Here is a 15,999-nt window from a genome sequence, read left to right as displayed (position 1 = left end):
TTTCTCCATCGCCTTTCAACTGATGGTAGAAAATGATAAAACGAAGCAAACATTAACAAGAAACACTGGACTCTTCACACACTCTTGCTGAAAGCTTTACCGGCAGGATGGGAATTTCAATTAAAAACTCTGTTCCTTGCAAGGGAGTGGAAACACACCTTAATTGACCGCCATGTTTTTCAGTAATAATTTGAGAACTGATCGATAGCCCTAAGCCGGTTCCCTTGCCGGCAGGCTTCGTTGTAAAGAAAGGAGCAAATAACTGTGTTTGCACTGAAGTTGGTATGCCGATTCCATTGTCAGCAATTCTAATAATAATGCGAGAATCTTTTAGGAATTGGGTATGGATTTTAATTTGTCCTTTGTTTTTTGTCATGGATGCTTGATTCTTTGCTTTGGACAGATAACCTCGTGCGAATGATTCGTCCAAAGCATCAACGGCATTGCTAAGAATGTTCAAAAATACTTGGTTTAGCTGTCCTGCGTAGCACTCGATACACGGTAGGTTGCTATAGTCTTTAATCACTTGAATCGCTGGACGATCTGGCTGCGCCTTTAGCCGGTGTTCTAAAATCATGAGAGTGCCATCAATGCCTTCATGGATGTCTGCAACCTTTTTCTCAGATTCATCCAGACGCGAGAAGTTACGCAAACTGCTAACAATACTGTGAATGCACTCTGCACCGGCTTGCATCGAAGAAAGCAGTTTTGGCAAATCTTGAATTAAGAAATCCAGATCAATTTGCTCAATCGTTAATTGAATGTTTGGCTCCGGCTGGGGATAATGTTGCCGGTAAAGTTCCAGCAAATACAGCATATCTTGGAAATACCGGCGGGCATGAGGTAAGTTGCCTTGAATGAAATTAACCGGATTATTAATTTCATGAGCAATGCCGGCAACGAGATGCCCCAAACTCGACATCTTTTCACTCTGAACCAGTTGAGTTTGAGCCTGTTGCAATTCATGCAAGGTCAGCTCTAAATGTTGCGCCTGCTGCCTCAACTGTTGGGACGTGCACTGCAATTGTGCATTCGTCTGATAAAGCCGCTCTTGAGCCTTTGCACGTTCGATGCGGGCACCTAGAATGCGGCAAGCGGCTTGAAGTAAGTCTTGTTGAGAAGCGTCTTGAATACGCTGGAAATCAGGGGATTCTAAAGCAATGACCCCGATAACTGTACCATCTGTAGCTGGAATGGGAAAAATCCCAATCTGACCTGTTGGCGCTTGATGAAATTCTGGGACGGCACTCAAATGAGGGGGGCAGTCTTTAATGAAGGTCGGCTGAGCAGTTTCGACCACTTGCCAAAACAGCGCCTGACTTTTGGGAATGCCCCGATGTTGTACCGGCTGTGATTGAGCGCCGGCAGTTTCACAATTGCTTGCAACAAATTCAGCAGCGATCAAATTGGTCAGGGGGCAAGCTTGACAGTCTTCCCCGCCATCAATCACCTGCACATTTCCAGAGGCGGAATTCGTTGCTTGGGCCAGGTATTCCAGGGCAAACTCAGCAATTTCATTTAAATTGCTTGAACTTTGCAATAATTCAGTCAAATTTAACAAAAAAGACAGCCGCTCAACTTCAGCTTGCAACTGTTGCTGACTGGTGACATCAACCAGCAACCCATTCCAAAAAATATTCCCGTTCGCCTGTAATGAAGGCTGCGCGTCCCACTGAATCCATTTCATTTGCCCGGAGGGCAAGATAAACCGCCCAACCCACCGCCACACTTCCAGACAGTCGCCGGCATTGGAAATCGAGTCATAGAATTCTGGCCGATCATCTGGATGAATCATGGAGATCAGGATTTCAGTATCCGACTCCATCTCCCCGGCGTCCACCTCAAAAAATTCCTGAACGCTAGCACTCAAGAAAAGGAAACTGAGAGAACCGTCTTGACGCTGCAAAAATTGATAAATCAGTCCCGGTACACTTACAAAGGAAAAAGGAGATTTTTTCTCACGCCGGCACTGGATTTCTTCTGGGCGACAGCATTCGGTTACTTTCCGTTCCGGAGATGTCTGAACAGACGAAAGGCCATGATTGCTGAGTCTTTCACGAGTCATGGAGTTGCTTTATTCCCTAACAGAGGAGGCTGTACTTTCTTGAACAATAGGCTGTTTTAGAACTTACGCAGTGACCCAAAGCCACAGTATAGGTTCATCTCAATAGATGTCGCGCAGTACAACGCTTGATAAAACAAATGATGATTTATTAAAAACTCTGTGGAGAATTTGTTCTTACAAACAACTCCAATCACACGAGGCTCGTTAATTTATTTTACAGTCTAGCTTACCTTAGACCTCGATTCCTAGGCTTTAATGGAAAAAATCTGAAGATTGCTTAAACTGGGGAATGCTTATTTTTCATTAAACCAGATGGTGCTGCCGGCACATCTATCTCTAGGTTTATTGTCTTTTGTGCCCTGGGTCAATAAGACGCATGAATGATCAATTCGTCTGTTGTAACCTGCAGCTGCTATCTCGCCTGATTTTTTTGATTCTGACTCTTTTTAGCCGGTGAAGTTCCCCTGTAACTGTGTCAAAATATACAACTAAGGATAGCTGACTTACTCAAATATCTGTATTATAATCGTTTAAAGCTAATCTCTAAGCAGTTGCTCAGATATAGGCTTTCCTAAACTTAAGCTCGCTCAAGCCCTACTATTCCCCTAGCTTCAGAATTTAGGGCGCTAAACGCTATTATAGCCACGTCAAACCAGGATAGGAAAATATTTATGGATGCAAGTAGCCAAGGTGTAGGACGCTGCAAGCGTTGTGAAACGCTACCAGAAAAAATTGAAGACAGTGGAAGCCTATATCTCTGGTTTCCGATAGGACACACTCATCATAAGGTAACGTCAGCTTTATACAAAGCTCAGCTCGCTTATCAGGTGATAGAAGAAGGCAAATGCTTAAATATTATTCTTGACAAGAATAATATTGAATGCTACAAAAACTTGCTAACAACCAAGCTCACAAGTAAGGAGTTAAAAGAGACACAAGTCCTGTTGATGCCTGAGCTTCAAGAGCCGCAGTTGGGGGATTTCTCGCGGATGATGTCCCTGGAGAACTTTAACAGCCTCAACGAATCAGAGTGGTTGTTAGATTTGCTAGCCACAGAGCGGATTACCAGTCATTTTCAGCCGATAGTTTATAGCGCAGATACTTCCCAAATTTTCGCTCACGAGGCATTGCTGCGAGGTTTGGATGATGGGGGAAACTTAATTGCACCGGGGCGCATTTTTGGCCAAGCGGAAAAGGCCGGCCTTGTATTTCAACTCGATGCTTTAGCCAGAACAAGTGCGATTCGCGAAGCCAGCCGACACGGCATTAAGGAGCTAGTATTTATCAACTTCTCGCCCACTTCTGTTTACGACCCCACGACCTGTTTACGCATGACTGTGCGGGCTATTGATGAAGCGGGAATTCCTCATAATAATGTTGTATTTGAAGTAGCAGAATCAGAGCAACCCCCAGATATTCGTCACCTCGTCAAAATTTTAAAGTTTTACCAAGACGCTGGATTTCTAATCGCACTCGATGATTTTGGCAGCGGGTATTCTAACTTAAATTTAATTCACCAATTACGTCCAGACTTTATTAAGTTGGATATGCAGTTGATTCGCAATGTACATCAAGATCCTTATAAAGCACTGATTACTGAAAAGCTACTGGAAATTGCCCAGCAGTTGGAGATTAGAACAATCGCCGAAGGCATTGAATCTTTAGAGGAACTGAATTGGGTGCGCGAGCGAGGGGCAACCTTTGTGCAGGGTTATTTAATTGCCAAACCGACCTCACCGCCGCTAACAACCACGCCTTACTTAAACAGGGAATCGATGTCAGTGCCGGCATAAACAGCGCCTCAAACCCTAGTCACTCCAAAACTGATACATTCAACTCACTTGCCGGTGATTATTAAAAAAAAGTGTGACCCGTGACGATTGTCCTGATAGGATGATTTATGCTTTGCAAATCCCAGGTGGTGTGAGTTGGGCAGCTAGTTTCAGATTAATGGGCCGTGTCAGGTCAGTTTACCCGACACAGCAGTTCATCTGTTGTTTGTCTGCCCCCAAAGTGCATAAGCCATTCCAACTCAGCGATTCACTCGCATAGCAGCTTTGCTAAACCCAAAACTGCGCCCTTCTGTGCTGAGTCCAGCATTTTTAAGGAATTGGGCGTTGTAGCGGATTTGCTGCAAGCAAGCTTTAATGATGAAATGGCTTAGCACAGCATAAAAAACGTAACGCTCCTCACTCCAACCTGCATGAATCAACTCAATCAGGCGTTTACCCTGTTCTTAAGTTTATTAGTAGAGGCAATGCCCTTCCTGCTGTTGGGGGTATTGTTCTCAGGCTTGCTGCTGCTATTTATTGATGAAGGCAAACTGATTAAAGCCATGCCTCGTAACCCGCTGCTAGGGGCTTTAGTCGGCAGTTCAATCGGCTTTTTGTTTCCCGTGTGCGAGTGCGGCAACGTGCCGGTGGCGCGGCGGTTACTGATGCAAGGCGTGCCGGCACCTGTAGCGGTTGGGTTTTTACTAGCAGCCCCCACCGTTAACCCGATCGTACTGTGGTCAACTTGGATCGCCTTTCGAGATCAGCCGGAAATTGTCGTGCTGCGCGTGCTGTTTAGCTTACTCATTGCCACCACAATTGGCTGTGTATTCAGCGCCCAAGCTGATTTACGTCCGTTGTTGCAGCCGGCACTTGCCCGCGCCATGCCTCGCTATAACCCACCCAAACCGCAACCCTCAGCCATAGGTGGATCTGAATTAACATCCCCTCTGTTGCAGTCTGGGACATTTTTGCTCGGTGATCCGGGAATGCCGGTGCGGATGGACCCCGTAGTTTTGCAAGCCTCCTTAGCTGCCACCGCAACCGCAAAGAAACCCCTGCCATACCAACTGCGACTGCTGTTAGAAAATACAGTGCAAGAACTGCGGGAATTAGGCGCGGTATTAGTCATCGGAAGCGCCATCGCCGCAATCATTCAAGTCGCCGCGCCTCGCGAACTCATCCTCAGTTTAGGGCAAGGGCCGGTTACTTCGATTCTGGCCATGCTAGTGCTTGCCGCTGTCGTGTCAATTTGCTCAACAGTAGACTCATTTTTTGCCCTTTCTTTTGCCTCAACCTTTACGAGTGGATCATTGCTAGCCTTCTTGGTATTTGGGCCAATGATCGACCTCAAAGGCATCGGTCTAATGTTGTTGCTTTTCAAGAAAAAAGCTGTCATTTATTTATTCGTTCTCGCCGGCCAATTAACTTTTCTGCTGACCTTGCTTGTCAATTTACATTTTAGTTAGCCGTAAGCAAGCGACGATGAGCTGATCAAAACTGAGAATTATGAGTGCAACTGAAAAGTTAAAACGCGATTCAGCGTTCAACAAATTTCAAAATATATTCCTGCCTTGGCTGGATATTTTGGCAATTGCAGCTTGGGGCGTAATGATGCTGAAATACTGGCTCACCGGCAAACTCTATTTGCTGATTCATCCAGATTATTTTTGGCTAGTAATCGTTGCAGGGTTTGCGTTTTTAGGAATCAGTGGTTTCAAGGCATTGGAACTTATCGGGCAATTATTTAAACGTAAAAAAAATGCCGCGCCTCAGTTGCCGACCGTCGCTCATCTTAGTTTGTTTCCCCCCGGTTTAGGTAGTGGGTTATTACTGCTATCGGCAATCTTGGGTTTACTCATCACACCTCAAGTATTTGCCAGTCAAACGGCACTTGATCGCGGCATTACAGAGTCTTTAACAACAACCAGGGCGCAGCCTCAATCATTTCGTCCTGCTAGCAACCCGGAGGATAGAACACTGATAGACTGGGTGCGAACCTTGAATGTTTATCCAGAACCCGATGCTTATACCGGCCAAAAAGTTAAGGTTCAAGGATTTGTCATTCATCCCCCAAACTTGCCCGATCAATACTTCACGATCGCGCGTTTTATCCTCACCTGCTGCGCTGCGGATGCTTATCCAGTTGGGTTGCCGGTGAAGTTACCTCAAAGCCGCACTGCTTATCCGCCTGACACTTGGTTAGAAATTGAAGGTCAAATGATTACTGAAAATCTCCAAGATAAGCGCCAGCTTACTATCGAAGCAACAGCCCTGAAAAAGATACCGAAACCCAAAAATCCTTACGATTATTAGTGAGCATCTATTATTTGTCATTTGTGTAATTCAAGAATAAATGACAAATAAAAGTTTGCTAATGAAACAGCCAAGTGGTGAAAGAATATTTTTGTCCTTTCAGCACCGGCAGCGATTGATGAGGGTGGGTGTAATAAGCGGGAAAAACCAGAACATTTCCGAGTTTGGGTTGAACTTTGATGTTTTGCCGGTCAAAAAACGTCTCTCCACCTTCAAAATCTTCATTCAAATAGCCAATTACGCTAATATCTCGAATCGGAATTCCCTTGCCGGCTTCCTCTAGTCGGCTGCTTAATAGCAAATTATCCACATGGCGTTTGTAAAATTGTCCCTCTTTATAGCGAAGAATCGAACAAGTTTCTGCATCGGGAAATTGGATACCATAGTGCTGATACAGCAATTTTTGAATCACAGCAACCTGATCCAGTAACAGCCAATTTGTAGAGTCCAAAAGTGAGTTATTTTCTAGCCGCAACAAGTCATTACTGCGAATTTGCGGATCAACCGTTTCCAGTTCAATTCCCGCTGGGCTAAATTGAGCTAATTCTGCAACCTGAATCAAATGAGCGCACAGAGATGGATCGAGCAATCCCTCGACGATAAAAATTTCAGCACCTAATTCTGTTAAAGATGGAGCGACCATTGGATTTAAAATCAGAAATTTTAACTTTAAAGGAGAAAATTGATTATAAAATCTATAATAAGATAGCCGTTAAGCAATTGGCAACTCACTGAATAATCAAATTAAAATTTTAGATGAAGGAGTGAGTGGTAAAATTTATAAGAGCAAAGAAAATAAGCAACCGAATCCTGAACCAAACTCAACAGCCGGTTAGCAAATCTTAAAATTAATCGCAGCGCCCAAATTGTGCCCGATCAAAAACCTGCCTAACTCCGATCCGCTCAATCTAAAAAGTGATAAGCCCTTAAGCAGATGTCAAGCTCAGATGTAAAGTCTAAATCATTTCTCCAACCGATTGACCGGGTAGCTATTATCCTGATGCTAGTGCTGAGTGTGCTAATCGGGTTGTTGTTGTGGCAGGGAGATCGGACTGTGCCTCGTGTGCGGGATTTTAGCTGGCAGGGTAAACAAGTTGGGGCGGAAGAGAAATCTTTTATCGTTACCTTCACGCGCCCAATGGATCGCGCCAGTGTGGAAAAGAACCTGCGAATTGAGCCGCCTCTGGAAGGTAAAATAAGCTGGGCTGGAAGAAGAATGGCTTATACGCTGGAAAGACCGGCTCCTTATGGTAATTCCTATGAACTGCTGCTACAGGGGGCGCAGGAACGCTACAGCCGTAATACCGGCAAAGGAGCGCAAATTCAGCCGTTTACAGGTAAGTTTAGCAGCCGAGATCGGGCGTTTGTCTATCTCGGTGTCACCGGCACAGAAGCCGGGAAATTAATATTAGTCAATCTTTCCCAGCAGCAGCAAGCAATTGCCCTCACCCCGCCCGATTTAATGGTGATGGACTTTAAGCCCTATCCAGCCGGTGATCGCATTTTATTTTCTGCTCAAGAACGCTCAAAAACTCAGCAAAACGCGTTTGATGCCCAGCTTTACACCGTCACAACCGGCATTCATCCAAATTCACCTGGAGAATCTTCTTCAAGTTCTGAACCCCCTGGAAAAATTGACCGAGTTTTAGATAGCAAAAATTACCAAAATCTTAAATTTGATTTGTCGCCCGATGGAAAAACCGTTGTAGTTCAGCGCGTGAGCCGGCGCAATCCAGGCAGCGATTTTGGGTTATGGGTTATTCAGCCGCCGGCAGAAGCTAGACGTCTGGAAAGCCAACCGGGAGGCGAGTTTGTGATTCATCCAGATGGAAATTCTTTGGCAATTGCCCAAGGACAAGGGATCGCAATTTTACCACTGCAACCGGAAGGGAAATCTCAGATAAAACCGCTTGATTTTTTGCCTAAATTTGGCAGATTACTCAGCTTTTCTCAAGATGGTTCAGCAGCAGCAATGGTGCAATTTAATCAGGATTACACCCGCTCGCTATTTTTAGTAACAAACCAAGGGGTTCAGAAAGAACTGCTGCGGACAACCGGCTCAATTATCAGCGCTCAATTTGATCCACTAAAGCAAACCCTTTACTGTCTACTGACGCAGTTGGTAACAAATACCAAGGAATACCGAGAAGAACCTTATATCGCAGCAATCGACCTGGAAACAGGGAAGCAGACACCGCTAGTATTGCTACCGAAACAGCGAGATGTGCAAATAAGTGTAGCAACAGATGGATTGGCAATTTTGTTTGATCAAATTGTCATTGATCGACAAAACCAAACTTTAGGAATCTCCCCCCGTACAGATGCCGGTGAAACCATTACAACCAGTAACCTGTGGTTGCTGCCGGTGATGCCTTTGTCAGAAGATGCTGACAGCAAAATACAACCCGAACAACTACCTTTTGCCGGGTTGCGTCCTCGATGGTTGCCTTAATCTCGTTCCCAAGCGCCTCTAACGGTTAACTTTATCTGCGGTTAAAAAAATCAACCTTGGCAGAAACACTAATAAACCGCACGCTGCTAAAAAAAAAACAGGATGAAGTTAAAACAAATAACTTCATCCTGCTCTTTTAAAAACCTCGATCCTTTGTCCCTTATTTCGTTGCGGTAGCCGGCTGAACGGCTGGCTTTTTCTGACCGAGCATTCGCTCAACACTCATGGCAGCCACACCCAACGTTACCAAAACCATGCCCCCAATTTGCTTGCTTTGCAAAGTTTCCTGAATCAGCAAAAAGCCAAACAAAGCCGTCAACGCCGGCCCGCTTGTGCCAATAATTGAAGCTAACGCCGCACCGGCATAACGGATCGCAAAATTATTTAACAGGTAACTAGCGAGGGTAAACAACCCTAAAACAATTCCACTCACCACTAACTGGGGCCACAAACTTGAATCAACCTGCACTGCCAAATTGCTTGGTAAAGGCACTAGCAAACTGACACTACAAAAGATCAAAATCGAGAGGAATCCTACCAGCGTAAAAGGAATGGGGTGCAGCTTTTTCTGTCCCAACTGCGCCATTAAAACGTAGCCGGCAAAGGTGATACCAGCACCCACTGCGGCACCAACACCAAGCTGAAGATTTCCAGCGGCACCGGCTGTAACACTAGGCAGCGCCAAGACACCCCCGCCAGTAATTACGCACATGGCCAAAATACGAATAATCGTGGGCCGATCACCAAACAGCGCCCAAGAAGCGAATACCGTCACAATTGGGTAAATAAAGAAAATCGTGATCGCAATGCCGGTGGGAATATTTCCGATGGCAATATAAATCAGGACTTGAGAGAGAAACAAAAAGAAACCACTGCCGATAACTTTTGCCCACTGAGAACTATCTCCAGACGAGACAAAACGTTTCATGTCTTGCCACACCTGCGGATAGAGGAACGTTGCCAAAATCGGCATCACAGCGATCACAACAATTGTTCGCAGCAACAGAATCAATAGCGAATTTCCAAATCCAGGGGTGATTACTCCCGGCAGATCGAAAAGCCCAAGGATTCTCCGAGTCGGAAATGCCGAACTCTTGAGAATAATCTTCAGGCAAACATTAAATAACGACAGCACCATCGAAGAGATCAGCGCTAGCACCAAACCCACCTGAACCAAAGAAGCGGGTTTTGCCGGCGGAGTCGTTGCGGCTGCCGGTTGAGCAACAGGTGCCTCTGACACTGGCGGAACTGGTGCAATGGGCGGCGTTCTTTCCCCCAGCCTATCCAGCACGCCGGTGCTATTAGAACCTTGCAGTTGGCCCAACTGAGCCGGCATCGCGCCTTGCAAAAGACGCTGGATGTCTTCTTGTGTGAGGTGAGCCGTTGTGTGCAGCGGACTCGCTTCATTTTGGAGCTGTTCAATCAAACGATTGACCAGTGCCTCCAAAATCACCTCTCCTTGCTGCTGCAAGCTATTCAAGCGGTTGAGCTGTTCGCTCAGGGCACTTTGATTGTTGTCGATCTCCGCTTGCACCGCCTGATAATTCTCCATCAGCGTGCCGTCCATCGATGCCAGCAAGACTCCACTACCCTTGCGCTGATTACGAGAAGCAGACGTGTCCAAGCTTTGTGCTTTGATTGAGGCATCGCTCAACGAGAGGCGAAGGGTATCAGCCATCTGGTCAAGCCGAGTTGTCAGGCGTTCTTGCAGTTGGCTGGCTACAATTTCGGCAAGTTGCTGAGCTAGCTGTTGTTGCTGAGCGTTGTTTTGCTGGGATATGCCTTCAATTTGCTGCAAACGCAACTGCTGCTGTTGAATTCGCAGCTTGTCGATATCTTCATTCAGGCGTGATTTTTCCCCCAGCAGCCGCGTGATATCCTGCGCTACCTGGAGAATTAAATCTTGCTGTAGATGTTTCAGCTCCTGAGTCACTGCCCTCAGAGCGGTTTCTACTGCCCTAGGATCGCCTGCTGCAAAGTTTTCCGGTCGGTTGTCCAGTGGCCCCATCAGTGTTTAACCTCTAGTCTATTGCCGTCAAAGGTTTTAAGTTGGAACTGAATCAGTTTTATCAATGTTGCTATGTATTTTGGCAAATCAAGTCCGAGTTTGGACTCAGTACGCCTTAAAGAAATGTGTTTTTCTCTCTCAGACCTCATTTTTACAGGTTGCGGGAATCATTTTGCCCAACTTTGTAAAAGATGGAACATAAGTTTGGCAATTGTGTTACCGTAGCAGGTCTGGCACCCTTGTACTGCTTCAAAATCCATACAATTGCATCGGGCGGTTGAGGCGCTCGCCTTAAGAGCATTTTGTGGGATCAAAGGCTATCTCCACCGGCACTCGCCAAGCGCCTGAAGTTGAGGTGCCGGCAAGTGCGAACTGTGTTTGGGTTTTCTCCAGCGATGGCTATCTACAGGAGCTGACGCGCAAGGGCAAAAATGCCGGCACTCAAGCCGGCGGCAATTGGCACGGTAATTACCCAGGCTAAGAAAATTCCCTGAAGAGTTTGGAAGCGAATCGGAGTTTGAGAGCCGGTTTTGAACAAGCTTTGGACAAGCCCAATTCCTATAACTCCGCCAACTAGAGCGTGAGAAGTCGAAACCGGCAGTCCTAATCTGGAGGCGATTAAAACTGTGGTGGCTGTGGCTAATTCCGCGCAGAAACCGCCACTTGGCTGTAGGGGAATGATATCTTCCCCGACTGTGGTAATTACTTTTTTCCCCAAAACCGCTAAACCGGCAACGATGCCGGCACCCCCCAGCACTAAAATCCACAGAGGGACGGTAAAACCGGCTGCGGGAACTGAGCCGGTGTTGCGAATGTAAGCGATTGCCGCTAAGGGTGCTACAGCATTACCCACATCATTCGATCCGTGGGCGAAGGCAACGAAGCAAGCGCTTAAGATTTGAAACCGTGCCAATTGTCGTTCGACGGTGAGTGCTGAACTCGATGAGGCAAGGGGAAGTTCAGTAGCCGGCGGCGAGTTTAAAGTTTCTCCGGTTTTTGCTTTTGCCTTGTCTAACTGTGCCCAACTCATTAATGTCAGGCAAACTGCCGCACCGGCACCGATCGCCAAAGGCAAATCATGGGCGGGAATATTTAAACCGAAACGGTTGACGAGCCAAGCGTGCACAGGGGCGCTGAGGGTGGGCAGTACAATTACCCCAAATACACCCAGCAGTGCTGAACTAAGCCAGGGAATCCATTCACGTAGCTGGTGCATCGGCTCACTGCCATCGAGAATCCATCGTTTGACGGCGCTGTAGAAGCCGGCGGCGATGATGCCACTCACGAAGGGTGTTGCGATCCAGGTGAGGGAAATTGTGCCAATATCTGACCAGTTAACCGCGCCCACACCGGCTGCTACCCAAGTGAAGCCGGCAATTGCGCCAACCACCGCATGGGAGGAGGAAACCGGCCAGCCCCGACTGGTTGCGACTTGCACCCACAACCCGCAGGCTATCATCACTGAAACCATGCCGGTGAGTAGGACGGTTGGTTGGGCGGCAAATACAGCAGGATCAACAATTTGAGTGGCGATGGTGCTGGAGACGCTTTGGCCAAATAACACAGCGCCGGTGAATTCTAGGATGCCGGCAACAACGAGCGCTTGCCGCAGGGTCAGTGCTTTTGACCCCACAGAGGTTCCCATCGAGTTGGCTACATCGTTTGCCCCTAGGTTCCAGGCAACATAAAAGGCGAGCAGTGGTAGCAAAACAGCCATATCGATTTTAGGGGTTCAGATTGGGGATTAAGGAATGAACTCTCTAAATATGATACGGTTTCATTTGTTGGCCTTGATTTTGATCAATCCAAAGGATTGTATCTAATAAGTCTTTCTGAAGTCCCTTTTGCCGGCCAATTTTCCAGCTCTTGTATCTGGAGCGTCCTACCGGGCCATTAACGCTTCTGAAATATTTCAGAAATCTTCTAGACTTCTTGCTCGCGCTCGATGTAATATAAGAAATTGTGAGTTTTTTAAGCGATATGAACGCTGAAGCGATTATCCGCTCGATAGAATCAGAGCATTTAAAATCGAATCTGCCAAACATTAACGTTGGCGATACCGTCAAAGTTGGCGTAAAAATCAGAGAAGGCGGAAAAGAACGGGTTCAGCCCTATGAAGGAACCGTGATTGCCAGACGGAACGGAGGCATCAGCGAAACCATCACGGTGCGGAAAGTCTTCCAAGGTGTTGGCGTTGAGCGTGTGTTTCTTCTCCATTCCCCCAGAATTGAGAGCATACAAATTTTGCGTCGCGGTAAGGTACGTCGTGCTAAACTGTATTACCTGCGTGATCGCGTTGGTAAGGCAACCCGACTCAAGCAACGCTTTGATCGGCCTTTTTAGTTTCAATTTAAGCTTGGCAGTCTGGCAATTAATGCCGGAATGCGTTAAAATAAAAAACGCGAAGGGTAAATGCCAAGCTCAAACTCAACCCGTGCGCTCTTAGTTCAGTTGGTAGAACGCAGGTCTCCAAAACCTGATGTCGGGGGTTCAAGTCCTCCAGGGCGCGCTGAACGATTCTCATAAAAGTTCTGCCCGAAAGTGTCTTGAGAGCTGTTAAGTTAGCGATCAGACGAGTAAGCTTTCGGGTAGCCTTATTGTGAGGGGGGTTCAAACAAGAGGAAAGGCATCCGTCTCTCAAGGCCGCAGGTGGGTGAAACTCGGATCAACAGCCGATCGCCATACCTGAGAATACAGGCAAAGAGAAGATAGTCGCGATCAAGCGTTGCGATATAATTCAAAAAGTAACTCCTGCCGGCTCACAGAGTACAAGGTGACAAGAAACTAGCATCCAAGAGTTGGCGCTAGCCGGCGTTAAACAAGGACTGTAAAACACTCATTTGTACTCAGTGAAGTAAAAAACCGAAACCTGAGTCAAGTTAACTAGACTTTTCTTAGGCAGGGGCGAGCTTTTACAAAAAAAAACAGGTTTCTAGGTTCCTGGCCTTAAGGCAGTTAAAAACCAAGCGATCAACCATTAACGGAGGGCGGCAATTTCCCTGAGTACAAGCCGAATAGGTGGAACGAAGGCTGCATTGCCGCAATGAGATGGCCAAGAAAAACGAAGCAGAAGTACAGCAAAATCCCCCCACAGGGTTTAATCTGAGAACCTTTTTTGAAGAAACAAAAGAGGAACTGGGAAAAGTCGTTTGGCCCTCCAGGCAGCAATTGATTAGTGAATCGCTTGCCGTTCTTTTGATGGTAACTCTTGCGGCAACTTTCATCTACCTGGTGGATAACTTGTTTAATTGGGCAGCTACACAGGTGTTTAGATGAGTTTTGCATCAGACGAATCGGGTTATTCAACGCAACAGGAAGAAACGACAGAATCAACTGCAACCTCGGAAAAAGAGGCACGTTGGTATGCCGTTCAAGTCGCATCTGGCTGTGAAAAGCGGGTGAAGGCTAACCTGGAACAGCGCATTCAAACGCTGGATGTTGCTGACCGGATTTTTCAGATTGAAATCCCGCAGGCACGAGCGATCAAAATCCGCAAGGATGGTTCGCGAGCAGATGGAGAAGAAAAAGTTTTCCCCGGCTATGTGCTCGTCAAGATGATGATGGATGATGACAGCTGGCAGGTTGTCAAAAACACCCCAAATGTGATTAACTTTGTCGGGGCAGAGCAAAAACGTCGCTACGGGCGCGGACGCGGACACGTAAAACCGATGCCGCTAAGCTTCTCGGAAGTTCAACGCATCTTCAAACAAGCTGAAGAACAACTGCCGGTTGTGAAAATCAACATGGCAGTGGGCGACAAAGTTGTGGTGCTTTCCGGTCCCTTCAAAGAATTTGAAGGCGAGGTGATTGAAGTGAGTCCAGAACGCAGCAAACTAAAAGTGCTGCTGTCGATCTTTGGACGCGACACGCCGGTAGAATTGGAGTTCAATCAGGTTCAGAAACAGAGCTGATAGATAGATGGCAAAGAAAGTTGTTGCGGTCATTAAGTTGGCCATCACGGCGGGGAAAGCCAATCCGGCTCCTCCGATTGGGCCAGCCCTGGGTCAGCACGGCGTTAATATTATGATGTTCTGCAAAGAATATAACGCCAGAACATCTGACCAAGCAGGTCTGGTCGTGCCGGTAGAAATTTCTGTCTATGAAGACCGCAGTTTCACCTTTATACTGAAGACCCCACCGGCTTCAGTGCTTATTCGCAAGGCAGCCGGTATCGAACGCGGTTCAGGCGAACCGAACCGCAAGAAAGTTGGGTCGATTACGCGAGCACAGCTCCGCGAAATCGCCGAAACTAAAATGCCGGATCTCAACGCCAACGATGTTGAAGCTGCAATGAAAATTGTAGAAGGAACCGCTCGCAATATGGGCGTTGGGGTTGCTGATTAGGCGATTTTCAATTTAGGTGGCGAATCAATCGGCGCACCCGCGCATCCTTGTATTGTTTCGCTAATTACCCATTATCGGGGGAGAGGCAAGACCTCGTGATTAACCCCAGGAGAGACAAATGGCGAAAAAACTATCGCGTCGATTACAAGAACTCACAAAGAAGGTCGAAGATCGGCCTTATGAACCGTCAGAAGCAATCCAGCTGTTGAAGGAAACTGCTACGGCCAAGTTTCCTGAATCTGCGGAAGCTCATATTCGGTTAGGCATTGACCCCAAATATACAGACCAACAGCTACGGACAACAGTCGCACTGCCCAAGGGAACAGGTCAAACGGTTCGGGTGGCTGTGATTGCGCGGGGGGAAAAAGTAACGGAAGCCTCCAGCGCCGGCGCGGATGTTGTCGGTTCTGAGGAACTGATTGACGAAATCCAAAAAGGCCGGATGGACTTTGATAAACTGATTGCGACCCCGGATGTGATGCCGCAGGTGGCAAAACTCGGTAAGCTATTGGGTCCACGCGGTTTGATGCCATCCCCAAAAGGTGGTACGGTAACTTTCGATCTTGCCGGCGCAATTGCAGAGTTCAAAGCTGGTAAACTGGAGTTTCGTGCAGACCGCACCGGCATTGTTCACATCTTGTTCGGTAAGGCTTCTTTTACCCCAGAAGACCTGCTGTTGAACTTGAAAGCCGTGCAAGAGTGCATAGACCGTAATCGCCCGACAGGCGCGAAAGGCCGGTATTGGCGCACTGTGTATATATCCGCCACAATGGGTCCATCGATTCAAGTCGATGTCAGCACCCTGCGCGACCTAAAAATGACTGATGCAGCCTAAGAAAAGTTTAAATTTTGGATGTTGAATTGTGAATGAATTCAAAATTCAAAATTGACAACTCAGCATGAATTAAATAGGCGATCTCCAGAGACAGCAGGAGCCAATGGCTTAATTTCCTGCCGAGGTTTGCGCCCTAAACTCCTGAATAGCCAATGTTGTGGCTTTTACCAACATGGCATCAGGAGTGTGGGTAACCCCGGCAGAATG

General features: G+C 47.0%; 14 protein-coding genes, 1 tRNA gene and 1 other annotated feature (1 of these 16 running past the window's edge). Of the genes, 11 read left to right on the top strand and 4 right to left on the bottom strand.

Annotated elements, in window-relative coordinates; genetic code table 11:
- Nucleotides 1-52 precede the first annotated feature (52 nt).
- Entirely contained in the window at nucleotides 53-2,065 is a 2,013-nt protein-coding gene (locus H6F73_RS08805; protein WP_190758435.1) for an ATP-binding protein, read from the bottom strand.
- Between the two features lie 671 nt (nucleotides 2,066-2,736).
- Between H6F73_RS08805 and H6F73_RS08800 the strand changes: the two genes are divergently transcribed.
- The 3 genes from H6F73_RS08800 (at nucleotide 2,737) to H6F73_RS08790 (ending at nucleotide 6,153) form a co-directional block, all read left to right on the top strand.
- On the top strand, nucleotides 2,737-3,858 hold the full coding sequence (locus H6F73_RS08800; RefSeq protein ID WP_190758434.1) for an EAL domain-containing protein: 1,122 nt from the start codon (nucleotides 2,737-2,739) through the stop codon (nucleotides 3,856-3,858).
- A gap of 410 nt (nucleotides 3,859-4,268) precedes the next feature.
- Nucleotides 4,269-5,306 carry a permease gene (locus H6F73_RS08795; RefSeq protein WP_190758433.1) on the top strand — a complete coding sequence of 346 codons (1,038 nt, stop codon included), beginning with the start codon at nucleotides 4,269-4,271 and terminating at the stop codon, nucleotides 5,304-5,306.
- 40 nt (nucleotides 5,307-5,346) lie between these two features.
- Nucleotides 5,347-6,153 (top strand): TIGR03943 family protein, encoded by an 807-nt coding sequence (locus tag H6F73_RS08790; protein WP_190758432.1) that lies wholly within the window; start codon nucleotides 5,347-5,349, stop codon nucleotides 6,151-6,153.
- A 58-nt stretch (nucleotides 6,154-6,211) separates the two neighbouring features.
- On the opposite strand, the gene H6F73_RS08785 is transcribed toward H6F73_RS08790, so the two are convergent.
- Complete coding sequence (locus H6F73_RS08785; RefSeq protein ID WP_190758431.1) at nucleotides 6,212-6,796, bottom strand: 2OG-Fe(II) oxygenase; 585 nt, start codon at nucleotides 6,794-6,796, stop codon at nucleotides 6,212-6,214.
- A 291-nt stretch (nucleotides 6,797-7,087) separates the two neighbouring features.
- Here H6F73_RS08785 and H6F73_RS08780 point away from each other — a divergent pair, with 291 nt between their 5' ends.
- Nucleotides 7,088-8,605: a hypothetical protein gene (locus H6F73_RS08780; protein WP_190758430.1), complete on the top strand. Its 1,518-nt coding sequence runs from the start codon at nucleotides 7,088-7,090 to the stop codon at nucleotides 8,603-8,605.
- Between the two features lie 160 nt (nucleotides 8,606-8,765).
- Here the strand turns inward: H6F73_RS08780 and H6F73_RS08775 are convergent, their stop codons facing one another.
- Nucleotides 8,766-10,613 carry a DMT family transporter gene (locus tag H6F73_RS08775; protein WP_190758429.1) on the bottom strand — a complete coding sequence of 616 codons (1,848 nt, stop codon included), beginning with the start codon at nucleotides 10,611-10,613 and terminating at the stop codon, nucleotides 8,766-8,768.
- Nucleotides 10,614-10,917: 304 nt separating this feature from the next.
- Between H6F73_RS08775 and H6F73_RS08770 the strand changes: the two genes are divergently transcribed.
- A complete protein-coding gene (locus H6F73_RS08770; RefSeq protein WP_190758428.1) occupies nucleotides 10,918-11,094 on the top strand; it encodes a hypothetical protein in 177 nt (58 codons plus the stop codon).
- Here the strand turns inward: H6F73_RS08770 and H6F73_RS08765 are convergent.
- On the bottom strand, nucleotides 11,017-12,330 hold the full coding sequence (locus H6F73_RS08765) for an inorganic phosphate transporter (RefSeq protein ID WP_190758427.1): 1,314 nt from the start codon (nucleotides 12,328-12,330) through the stop codon (nucleotides 11,017-11,019). The genes H6F73_RS08770 and H6F73_RS08765 overlap by 78 nt on opposite strands.
- 263 nt (nucleotides 12,331-12,593) lie before the next feature.
- Here H6F73_RS08765 and rplS point away from each other — a divergent pair, with 263 nt between their 5' ends.
- The 6 genes from rplS to rplA all read left to right on the top strand — a co-directional run bounded on the left by rplS (nucleotide 12,594) and on the right by rplA (nucleotide 15,792).
- Nucleotides 12,594-12,956, top strand: a complete 363-nt coding sequence (rplS, locus tag H6F73_RS08760; RefSeq protein ID WP_190758486.1) for a 50S ribosomal protein L19 — start codon at nucleotides 12,594-12,596, stop codon at nucleotides 12,954-12,956.
- 93 nt (nucleotides 12,957-13,049) lie between these two features.
- A tRNA-Trp gene (locus tag H6F73_RS08755) sits at nucleotides 13,050-13,122 on the top strand.
- A gap of 539 nt (nucleotides 13,123-13,661) precedes the next feature.
- Nucleotides 13,662-13,889: a preprotein translocase subunit SecE gene (secE, locus tag H6F73_RS08750; protein WP_147683314.1), complete on the top strand. Its 228-nt coding sequence runs from the start codon at nucleotides 13,662-13,664 to the stop codon at nucleotides 13,887-13,889.
- A complete protein-coding gene (gene nusG, locus H6F73_RS08745) occupies nucleotides 13,886-14,524 on the top strand; it encodes a transcription termination/antitermination protein NusG (protein WP_147683316.1) in 639 nt (212 codons plus the stop codon). Before secE ends, nusG begins: the two co-directional genes overlap by 4 nt.
- Before the next feature lie 7 nt (nucleotides 14,525-14,531).
- Nucleotides 14,532-14,957 (top strand): 50S ribosomal protein L11, encoded by a 426-nt coding sequence (gene rplK, locus H6F73_RS08740; protein ID WP_190758426.1) that lies wholly within the window; start codon nucleotides 14,532-14,534, stop codon nucleotides 14,955-14,957.
- A 118-nt stretch (nucleotides 14,958-15,075) separates the two neighbouring features.
- Complete coding sequence (gene rplA / locus H6F73_RS08735) at nucleotides 15,076-15,792, top strand: 50S ribosomal protein L1 (protein ID WP_190758425.1); 717 nt, start codon at nucleotides 15,076-15,078, stop codon at nucleotides 15,790-15,792.
- 66 nt (nucleotides 15,793-15,858) lie between these two features.
- Nucleotides 15,859-15,999 (top strand) — a sequence feature (ribosomal protein L10 leader region); it runs 22 nt beyond the window's last position.

Source organism: Microcoleus sp. FACHB-68, from assembly GCF_014695715.1.
Lineage (GTDB): Bacteria > Cyanobacteriota > Cyanobacteriia > Cyanobacteriales > Oscillatoriaceae > FACHB-68.
This window is presented reverse-complemented; position numbering and strand designations above follow the sequence as displayed.

Coding starts and splice junctions, on each gene's coding strand:
- H6F73_RS08805 (WP_190758435.1), bottom strand. CDS start 2,065: ATGACTCGTGAAAGACTCAGCAATCATGGCCTTTCGTCTGTTCAGACA.
- H6F73_RS08800 (WP_190758434.1), top strand. CDS start 2,737: ATGGATGCAAGTAGCCAAGGTGTAGGACGCTGCAAGCGTTGTGAAACG.
- H6F73_RS08795 (WP_190758433.1), top strand. CDS start 4,269: ATGAATCAACTCAATCAGGCGTTTACCCTGTTCTTAAGTTTATTAGTA.
- H6F73_RS08790 (WP_190758432.1), top strand. CDS start 5,347: ATGAGTGCAACTGAAAAGTTAAAACGCGATTCAGCGTTCAACAAATTT.
- H6F73_RS08785 (WP_190758431.1), bottom strand. CDS start 6,796: ATGGTCGCTCCATCTTTAACAGAATTAGGTGCTGAAATTTTTATCGTC.
- H6F73_RS08780 (WP_190758430.1), top strand. CDS start 7,088: ATGTCAAGCTCAGATGTAAAGTCTAAATCATTTCTCCAACCGATTGAC.
- H6F73_RS08775 (WP_190758429.1), bottom strand. CDS start 10,613: ATGGGGCCACTGGACAACCGACCGGAAAACTTTGCAGCAGGCGATCCT.
- H6F73_RS08765 (WP_190758427.1), bottom strand. CDS start 12,330: ATGGCTGTTTTGCTACCACTGCTCGCCTTTTATGTTGCCTGGAACCTA.
- rplS (WP_190758486.1), top strand. CDS start 12,594: ATGAACGCTGAAGCGATTATCCGCTCGATAGAATCAGAGCATTTAAAA.
- secE (WP_147683314.1), top strand. CDS start 13,662: ATGGCCAAGAAAAACGAAGCAGAAGTACAGCAAAATCCCCCCACAGGG.
- nusG (WP_147683316.1), top strand. CDS start 13,886: ATGAGTTTTGCATCAGACGAATCGGGTTATTCAACGCAACAGGAAGAA.
- rplK (WP_190758426.1), top strand. CDS start 14,532: ATGGCAAAGAAAGTTGTTGCGGTCATTAAGTTGGCCATCACGGCGGGG.
- rplA (WP_190758425.1), top strand. CDS start 15,076: ATGGCGAAAAAACTATCGCGTCGATTACAAGAACTCACAAAGAAGGTC.